This is a genomic window from Gemmatimonadaceae bacterium, from assembly GCA_037721215.1.
Lineage (GTDB): Bacteria > Gemmatimonadota > Gemmatimonadetes > Gemmatimonadales > Gemmatimonadaceae > UBA4720.
In genome coordinates this window covers 19,497-28,326 of record JBBJNV010000035.1, presented here as the reverse complement: position 1 = coordinate 28,326, position 8,830 = coordinate 19,497, and the positions used below count along the sequence as shown (strand labels likewise).

6 protein-coding genes are annotated in these 8,830 nt (G+C 61.0%); 2 read left to right on the top strand and 4 right to left on the bottom strand.

Annotation, left to right across the window (positions count from 1 at the left end; all coding sequences use genetic code 11):
- Positions 1-66: 66 nt before the first annotated feature.
- From WKF55_15715 to WKF55_15705, 3 genes are all read right to left on the bottom strand, one after another.
- Complete coding sequence (locus WKF55_15715) at positions 67-1,242, bottom strand: S8 family peptidase (GenBank protein MEJ7761028.1); 1,176 nt, start codon at positions 1,240-1,242, stop codon at positions 67-69.
- 361 nt (positions 1,243-1,603) lie between these two features.
- Positions 1,604-2,608, bottom strand: a complete 1,005-nt coding sequence (locus WKF55_15710; protein ID MEJ7761027.1) for a hypothetical protein — start codon at positions 2,606-2,608, stop codon at positions 1,604-1,606.
- Positions 2,609-2,691: 83 nt separating this feature from the next.
- On the bottom strand, positions 2,692-3,189 hold the full coding sequence (locus WKF55_15705; GenBank protein MEJ7761026.1) for a hypothetical protein: 498 nt from the start codon (positions 3,187-3,189) through the stop codon (positions 2,692-2,694).
- Positions 3,190-4,434: 1,245 nt separating this feature from the next.
- On the opposite strand from WKF55_15705, the gene WKF55_15700 reads away from it, so the two are divergent.
- Both WKF55_15700 and WKF55_15695 read left to right on the top strand, forming a co-directional pair.
- Positions 4,435-5,373, top strand: a complete 939-nt coding sequence (locus WKF55_15700) for a hypothetical protein (GenBank protein MEJ7761025.1) — start codon at positions 4,435-4,437, stop codon at positions 5,371-5,373.
- A 23-nt stretch (positions 5,374-5,396) separates the two neighbouring features.
- Entirely contained in the window at positions 5,397-5,954 is a 558-nt protein-coding gene (locus WKF55_15695) for a helix-turn-helix domain-containing protein (protein MEJ7761024.1), read from the top strand.
- A 126-nt stretch (positions 5,955-6,080) separates the two neighbouring features.
- Here WKF55_15695 and WKF55_15690 read toward each other — a convergent pair whose 3' ends face one another.
- Entirely contained in the window at positions 6,081-8,819 is a 2,739-nt protein-coding gene (locus tag WKF55_15690; GenBank protein ID MEJ7761023.1) for a hypothetical protein, read from the bottom strand.
- Between the last annotated feature and the right edge of the window lie 11 nt (positions 8,820-8,830).

The window sequence follows — 8,830 nt, the reverse complement described above, 5'->3', positions numbered from 1 at the left end:
GGCGCGCGAACCCCCCGGGGGCCCCCCCGCGCCCCCCCGCTTCTTTGCTTCAGGCATTCGTGCTGCCTAGAGCGTGGACTTGTACAGCAGTCTGTTCGGCGTGCCCGTCACGTTGCCTGTGATGACGTTCGCTGTCGAATTGTTGATGATCCAGGTGCGGATCGTGGAAAACGATGCATCGCCGAACGTTGCCTTGTACAGCGCTCCGACTCCGGCGACGTGTGGCGAGGCCATGGATGTCCCGCTAATCGTATTCGTGCCGCCATTCAGCCAGGTGGATTTGATGCTCGACCCCGGTGCATAGAGCTCCACGCAGCTGCCGAAATTGGAGTACGATGCCTTGGCGTCCGTCGACGTTGAAGCAGCGACGGTGGTGGCGTTCGGGGCGCTGGCGGGCGAAACATTGCACGCGTTCTGATTCTCGTTGCCTGCAGCGACAGCGACGAACACTCCGCGATTCGCCAGATTATTGATCGCATCGTTGGTGGCCTGTGAGAATCCGCCGCCAAGCGACAGGTTCGCGACGGCCGGCGCGATCCGGTTGGTCGCAACCCAGTTGATCCCGGCAATTACGCCGGAGTTGGCCCCTGAGCCGTTGCAGTCAAGCACACGTACTCCCCTCAGCAGAACGGCCTTTGCGACGCCGTAGGTCGCCGAACCCACCGTTCCGGCGACATGAGTGCCATGCCCGTTGCAGTCCTGACCATTGCCGCCGAACGCATCGTACACGGCGCTGGCCCGCCCGCCGAACTGCGTGTGGCTGGTCTGTATTCCGGTATCGATAATGTAGGCGCGTACTGCGGACGCGGTGGCGGTGTAGGTGTACGAGCCGGAGAGTGGCAGCGCCCGTTCATCGATTCGGTCGAGACCGTACCCGGGAGCGGTCTGCGTCGTCGTCGCCTGCACCACCTGATCTTCCTCGATGTATGCAACTTCAGGCTCACCACGAAGCGCTTCGACCTGCGCGTCGGAAAGCTCGCCTGCAAAGCCCTTCAGCGCCGCCGAATACTTGTACTTGCTCTTCGCGTTGAATTTCCGGAGAAGTTTGTCGGATGTTGCATCGGCATCGACGTCGTCTCTGAAGACGACGATGTACTGGCCCGGAATGACATCCTGGTTATTTGACTGCTGGGCGAAGACCGGCCCGGTCTCGGGCGGTTGCGGGCGGTTGGGGGCCGCCGGCTCCTGACAGGCTGAGAGGGCTACGACACTTACTGCGATGCTTGCTGCGATGCGTTTCATGCACTGACTCCGGGCGAGTATGGGAGGGATGCTGACGCTGATTAGTGCGGTTGCCACGTCACGCGCGCCGACGTGCCGAGCGCGCCAACATAGGACGGAAAAACAGACGGTGCAACAGCGGGTTTCAGTCGAGCCCGGGTATCGAGTCCATGCAGTGAAAAAAGTTAAGTCACGCCCGTCGCTCCCCATTTCCGTCGGCGTCATACCTAAGAGGCCTGCTCAGGGCAGCGAAGTCAACGCCGAGGGAACTGCCGAGGCGTAATTTCGTCGTGCCTTTACCTTCAGTCCAACTATTTGGGACGCGCCCTCTTTCGAGATGGCTTCCAAGTGTTCCGGTTTGCAGCGGGCTTAGCAAAGCACCTCAGATTTCGGGCCCCAAGATTTTCGTTGTCTGCTCAAACTGGGCGTAGTACAGCGGAATATGATACAGGGCCCGCAGATGACGTAGATACTCTCGTTCCTTGTCATCCGGCGCAGGACTGCCGACAACCACTAACTTCGACGCAAGTTGTAAGTCAGGGAAATGCGTGTACTCCAGAAGTTGTCCGACCGCTTCGCGGATGCACCCCTTGACCGTAAGCGCCATCTTGATTTCGTAGAACACGGTCTCAATGCCGTCTCTGACAACTAAATCGACGTTGTTCTCTTCGTAACTTACGCTCTTACCACTCTCGTCAAGAAGCTTTTTTAGTTCATTCTGTAGACGGGAATGTTGGGGATTAATCTCCGTTGCGCCGATAGCTCGTCTTGGTCGCGTTTCTTCGGATTTTGGACGACGACCCATTTTCCCGGTTGTTCGTTTTGGCTGACTTCCTTCGATTGCCGCAAAACCACCATCCCATTTGTAGGGGATGTAGCGAAACGAAGTTGTGGTGAGCGCGTGCCCGGGCACGATTTCAGGTCGAGGATCAAACACTTTGACGTCGGTCGATTGAAGTCGAACGTTGACAAATGAGTCGACGGGAGCGCTCTCTATTGCTTTGCGTCGAATATTGAGACTTTGTAAGTCATCGCCCATTTGATCGAGCCAACCGCGCCGTCGATATTCTCTCTTAACACTCTGCAGTTCAGCCTTTCGCGGTACGTAAAGGTTGTTTAGGATTGCTACTGCTTCCCGATCACCGTCTGGACGGCGCGTATATAGAGACACGGAGAAGACGGTGTCCTCTAACTTTCCACGAGCCTTGTTGATTGGCTGAAGAAACCCGTACCGGTAGCCATCGATCTCCCATTCAGGGTTTAGTAACCATTCCTCATGACCAAAGCCGTGTGTGGCTACAAAGGTGCCTTGCTCATAACGTTGTGCGTCGCCTGATGGGCGTCGCCAATTCTCTGTGTTCCAGCAGATGCGACAATACCGATCCATCTTGTGACTCCTACGCGTGAGCTGCCGCGGTGCGTGGAACTTCCGTGAACTTTTGCCTTCCGCTGCCAACCAATTGGGTGACGCTACCCGAAGCGTAGCTCACTGGCGGACCTAAGCAAATCCGCCGGTAAGCCGGTGGCATTACACACCGAAGTCCACGTTGTTAAGCCGAGAAATGCGCTGGCAATCTGTGAACGGACAGCCTCGGATCGATGCGGAAGGCTTGCTTTGATTGTCACTGGATCGAGCGTTCGTGTCACCGCTGTCTTCCAGTGCTTTTGAGATTCATCCTCGATGATAAAGAAACCGAAGACAGCGCGGCGCCCGCGATAATCCCACGCCGCATCAATGTGGCGCAGCATCTGATGGCGTCCGCGGAGCCACGTTGTGTAGTCAGTTGGCTTTGGCTCCGTAAATTTGCCCTCGATCACTACGATGCAGCTCGAGGTCTGGATGAAAACGTCGGGGCAACTCGGCCCCTCTAAGATTTCCCAGTGTGGCGGGTCGCTCGGACCAACGAGACGTTGCTGGGCTTCCTTTTGTGTTGCTTTGTCCCCTCTTGCTAACAGGCGTCGTTTCACCCCGACTTCGCCTTTTCCCCACCCGGCTTCCGATCGCGGAGTTGGGCGACTGTCGATTAGGAGGCTCAAGAGAGAGCCGGGGGGATCCAACCTTCGCTCGCTCGGACGCCACCCGCTTTCCATTGGAACCTTAGAATTCCAAGCCGCGCCTTCCAAGACGCCTAACTCTTCAGTGCTGATACGAAGTGGTGCTCTATCGGGTCGAGTCGGCAGTGAGAGAAGAACCGGAAGCCACGTTGACCCGCTCGGGTCGCGCCGCCTTAACTCATCGAAAACGGGACAAACCCTATGCTCAGAAGAGTTAACCTTTCCCATTTGTTCTGCTCCTGGCCCGGCCGACGCCGTTGGTTGACGGAATGACGCAATCGAGGTCTGTGTACCAAATTCACTACTCTATCGAAACGCTAACATAATGACATATGAGCACAGTGGGCCCGGAGGGGCGTTCGTATATCCGAATCGATCGCGAGGATCTTGTAACCTTGTCCGCAATCGCAGCGAATGATCGTGCGGAGTTCTTCGATCTACACCCAGATTGGGCTAAGGTCTATCGAGATCGCTTCGTTGGGGCGGCGCTTTGTCAGGGGGCCGCGCTGCATTTCACCAGCGGACAAGTCGGGATTCAGGATTTTGACGTGTATAGCTTCTACGCTGAGCATCCAGCACGGCGGTGGTATGCGAAGCGCAGCAAACACGTTGACTTCGGCAACTCAAAGTTCGGGAAATCGCTCGATCGGCCAGAGTTTATTGGAAGACGCGTCGATCTCTTGGGCCGGGCACTGCCATGCGAGCCGACGGAGGATTTCGCGAGCGTTGTCCGCGAATGGTTACGCACTGGCCGAACGACGACGTCAAGAATGCTTGCGCAAAAAGCAGTTGTGTTGTTAACACCGGATTCACGCGTAGGAGAAGTTGTCTGGCCGACACCGGCTGAGCGATCTGGGACGTCGGAGAGGTTGATGCGAACCGTTTGAATTGTTCAAACAATAAATCGAATTAATTAGGCGAGGAAACGTGTCAAACGATGCGATTTCATTAACTCGCGAGGAGTTGTACGACCAAGTTTGGTCTCGGCCGATGTCTGTCCTGAGTCCGGAGTTCGGGCTCTCTGATGTTGGCTTGGCAAAGATTTGCCGCAAGATGGGGATACCGACGCCCCCGCGGGGTTATTGGGCGCGGAAGGGTGCGGGTCATAAAGTGACTCAGAGCCCGCTCCCGCGACTCCCCGCTTCTGCAGCTGTCTGCATGAAGTCAGTGACTATTAAGCCTCGCGCAGCTTGGTTGGACGAGGCCTCTCCCGCGGGGATCGGTCCAATTGCAGACCAGGAGCGCTTCGAAGCGGCTGAGTCAAATCGTATTGTCGTTCCAGGTCGAGTCGAAGATCCGCATCCGTTGGTTGCGCAAACTATAATCGCACTTCGGCGAGCAAAGCCGGACTCCAACGGAGTTTTGAAACCGAAAGGCGACTGCCTCGACGTTCAGGTGACTCTGGACAGCTCCGATCGAACAATGTGTATCCTTGATGCCCTAATCAAAGCACTTGATCTAAGAGGTTACAGGACGACCATCCGGAGAAATGGGGAAAACGTCAGCACAAGCGTGCGCATCATTGAGGAGGACATCGCAATAAGTCTTTCGGAGCAAGTCAATCGCGTAGAACGCAAAGATGAAAAGCGAAAGCAATCCGAATGGGGTTTCCCCCACTACGACTGGGTGCCAACTGGTAGGTTGTCGTTGAGGATCCAGAGCTGGTCACCGGGGACACGCCAGAGTTGGTCTGACGGCAAACAGCAACGACTGGAAAGCTGCCTGAACCGATTCATAGTTGGATTGGTTGTATGCGCCGAGGCTGCGCGCGCAGGGCGGTTGGAGCGCGAGGAACGTGAGCGCGAGTATCGGGAGGCGGAAGAGAAAAGGCTACTCGAGCTACGGCGTCGAGAAGAGGAAGCCGCCCGGGCTCGCGCACTCATCCATGCGGCAGATCAATGGGAAACTGCTCAAACCATTCGGCGCTACCTAATGCAAGTGCGTGGGTCACTGGAGCATCGGCCCGATGTTCCGCTCGAGATGCGAGAGTGGCTCAAGTGGGCCCAGGAGTTTGTGGATCGAATTGATCCGTTGTTGCCGGAACCTTCAATACCTGTCGACCCTCAGCCGCCGGACCGATCGCGCTACGGTTGGTAGACGACACTTCACACTCTCTCAAAATGACGACTCTTCTCAGTAAGCCACTGTCACGAGAGGTTCTGTTGGACGGACTGCCGTTCAAGGTGGTGATCTCACCGACTGGCGTTCGCCTTAGCAGGAAGGGGACTCGTAAGGCGACGGAAGTAGGGTGGGATAATGTTCTCGCGTTGGGCGAATCGGTCCCGCGCCGGATGCACAAAGCCGTCGAAGGCCCGCCATCAGATCTGCCCGAAGCGGTCGCGGCAGATGCGGCAAAACAAATCCGTGCTGCCCGAGATGCGCTCACTCGTGCGTCCGAGGCTTTGAGCCGTGCTGGAGATCTTCCTGCTTCGGTTCTCACCACGCTCGACCCAGATCCGGTTTACGGTCGCGTTGAGCATCACTCCGATTGGTTTATTGAGCCCCTTCTCACAGCGGACGAACTTGCCTCGATTCTTCGGATGTCCAGGCGAACCGTTGCAACCCTGTCCGTTCCGTCTCTGCTAATCGGAGGCGAACGACGATACCGGCAGTCCGAGGTTCGGCGCTTTCTCGCTGAGCAAGAGACTACCAGATTCTCGTCACTTCGGTCGCGTTGAAAGCCGTGCGAGCAACCGGCAGCTACTCAAACGTCGGGCGGGGCGGTGCAAACGTGGTTCAATATTCCCCCACACACCGGCAAGCCGGCCAGACGCGTTCGCCGGCTCGGCACGGGCATGCCGCCCTCACGTCCCCGCCTCGTTCAGCATCCCCGCCAGCGTCGTAAATATGCTGTCGCCCTTCGACCCATCCGGGTCCGCCACGTTCGCCTGCGCCGCGAGCACCGACGTGTCCATCGGCCCCGCCCAAAGGCGTTGTATCCGCCCGTAACCCCCCTGCTCCAGCAGGTCGCGCACCACGTCGAACGCCGACACCGGACGGCCCAGACGCACCCACTCGCCGTCGAGCGGCTGGCTCGCCACCGGCGCCGGCACGCGCAGCTTGGCCGCCATCAGTGCGCGACGGAAATTGCGCACGCGTGTGCTGTAGCCGTTCGTGATCTGGCGGTCGTAGCTCGCGATCGCGGCGCTGCCGTCGAACGTCATACCGCGGCGGCGGAAATGCGTGGCACCAACCAGGGTCCACACGTCGTCGACGATCACCGACGTCGTGCGGATGTACGCGGGACGGCCGGGAAAGCCGACGGGGTGGAAGAGCAGTACGCGATCCTTTGCGGCGGTGCGCAGCGCGGTGTATGCCTCGAGCCGAGCCGCGTAGTGCTGCCGGTGGAAGGTGCGATAGTCGTCGGCGAAGTCCGACAGCCGCGGCGTGCAGATGATCACGCGCAGCGTACGGTGCGCCTCAAGGCGCGCCGCGAGCTCCGCGACGAGATCGACCTCGTGCCCCTCCGGTGCCGTCGGATCGGCGGAGCGCGCGGTCATCGCGAACTGCGGCGACTCGATGTACACGAGCTCGCGCGCCTCCGCGAACGCGCGCCGCAGCGCCCACTGCACATCACGAACGCCCTGCTTCGCCGCGAAGAACTCGCGGCGCACCTCCCGCTGCAGGCGTGGTTCGTTCGTCACGGTCACGGTGATCGACGGCGGTGACACGCCCATCGCTGTCGCGGCATTCTGGATCATCTGGTTCACCGTGTTGCCGGCAGGCGGCGGCGTGAAGCTCGACAGCCACGGTGTCTCGGTGCCCACGGCCGCGGTCTCCAGCAGCACGCCGGCGCCGGTGTTCGCGACATTGGCGGTGTCGTTCGGCACGCTGAAGTTGTTGCCATTGGACGTCGCCACCCAGCCCAGCACGGTCCCGGCATTCGACGCCGGCAGCGGGATGATGGGCTGCGCGCGCTTGAGTGCGTGCACGGCGAGGTCGTACGCGAGCGCGCCGGTCACGGAGATGCCGGGTGCATGCACGTCGGGTCCCGCGGGATTGCCGGGATTCCCGCTCTCGTGCAACGCAGACATTCCTTCCGCCGCCCATCGCGCACCGGTGAGCACGGCCTGCCAGAGCAGCGTGTCATCGGGCGGTGCGCCCGCCGGGGTGCCGGTGGCGGCGATGGTCTCGAAGCGCGCCATGGTCGGCAGGCGCGGTGCCTGCCGCGGCGATGGTTCCGCCGCGAGACTGAGGGCAAGCTCCAGCAGATTCGTGGGCGGTGTCGACGGCGGCGTCACGGTGCGCGGGATTCCGAACAGCGGGGATTCGCTGATGCCCTGCATGGAAATCGGCATGATGCCCATGACGTTAGCGGATGCCGCGCCGAAGAACGGAACGGTCGGCACGACCGCGGGGCCAGCGGCGACGGGCACCGACACGGCGCCGGTGAGGCGGCGCCGCCCCGTGCGCGGCGCCACCACGATGTCCATCGTGAGCGTCGCGGGGTTGGGCAGCGGCTGCGCAGCGCCGAGCCGGAACGGGTTGCGCAGCAGCACGCTGACGGGACCCGCACCGCTCACGATGTTCGCCCCGCCATCACCGCGCAGGAACGACGGCTCGGCGCCATTGATCGACGCAATCTCCACGAACACCTGCGGATAGACGCGCACGGTCGCACCATCGGGCGCGGCGCCTCCGGCGATGGTGACCACGACGTCGTTCGTGCCGGTGAACGCGGCGGTGACGTTTGCAGCGGAGAGTCGCACCGGTGTTGCCGTAAAGGCCGCACCGGTGTTGGGAGCCGGGAACTGCGGCCAGTGCGCCGGGGCGCCGGGAGCCGTCGGTGTGATGAGCGTCTGGTCGATGTTAGGCGACACGGCAACAATCATCGATTGCGACGGGCGCGTGAGAACGCGCGTGGCCTCCGCCAGCACATCGGGGCCGTCCGCGAGATACGTGATGTTCACCTGGTCGCGCACCACGGGCAGCAGGTCGGACGGAATGCGGCCGTCGTCCCCTGCCACGCCGGGCATCCCGGTGGTGGAGCGATTGCCCATCAGGTAGTACGGCTGGTCGACGACCATCACGCGATAGTAGCGCCGCGGGATCGCGCCGTTCGCGAGTGCGGGCACAGCGAGCGGATTCGCGGTGAGCGTGCCGTTGGTCGCGAATCCGAAGCGGAGCGTCGTCGGTCCACTCGCGCTGTTTGCGACGAGGCGGTTGCCCGCCGGCAACGACAATAGCGTCGTGAACACCACGCTCGTCTGGACCCCGGCGCCGTCGTCGGTGATGAACGACGCGCCGTTCGGCGGATTTCCATGCGGGTCCATCAGGTGCAATCGCACCTCGGCGGTGCCGAGCGCCGCGATCGCGCCGATGCCGCCGGCGCCACCGGGCGCTGCGGACACACCGCTCTGGATCAGCCCCGGCAGGCCACCGGCACCGCCCGTGAGATCGGCGAACAGTCCCGCGACGTACACCGGATCCATGGCGTAGCCGCGCGCATCGTGGAACGAGACCAGGCCGCTGGCCCCGTCGATGATCTCGTCCGCGCGATACCAGCGTGTCGCACGGAATCCTGCGGCGCCGCGCACGATCATCGCGGAGGGAA

Coding starts and splice junctions, on each gene's coding strand:
- WKF55_15700 (MEJ7761025.1), top strand. CDS start 4,435: ATGAAGTCAGTGACTATTAAGCCTCGCGCAGCTTGGTTGGACGAGGCC.
- WKF55_15690 (MEJ7761023.1), bottom strand. CDS start 8,819: ATGATCGTGCGCGGCGCCGCAGGATTCCGTGCGACACGCTGGTATCGC.
- WKF55_15695 (MEJ7761024.1), top strand. CDS start 5,397: ATGACGACTCTTCTCAGTAAGCCACTGTCACGAGAGGTTCTGTTGGAC.
- WKF55_15710 (MEJ7761027.1), bottom strand. CDS start 2,608: ATGGATCGGTATTGTCGCATCTGCTGGAACACAGAGAATTGGCGACGC.
- WKF55_15715 (MEJ7761028.1), bottom strand. CDS start 1,242: ATGAAACGCATCGCAGCAAGCATCGCAGTAAGTGTCGTAGCCCTCTCA.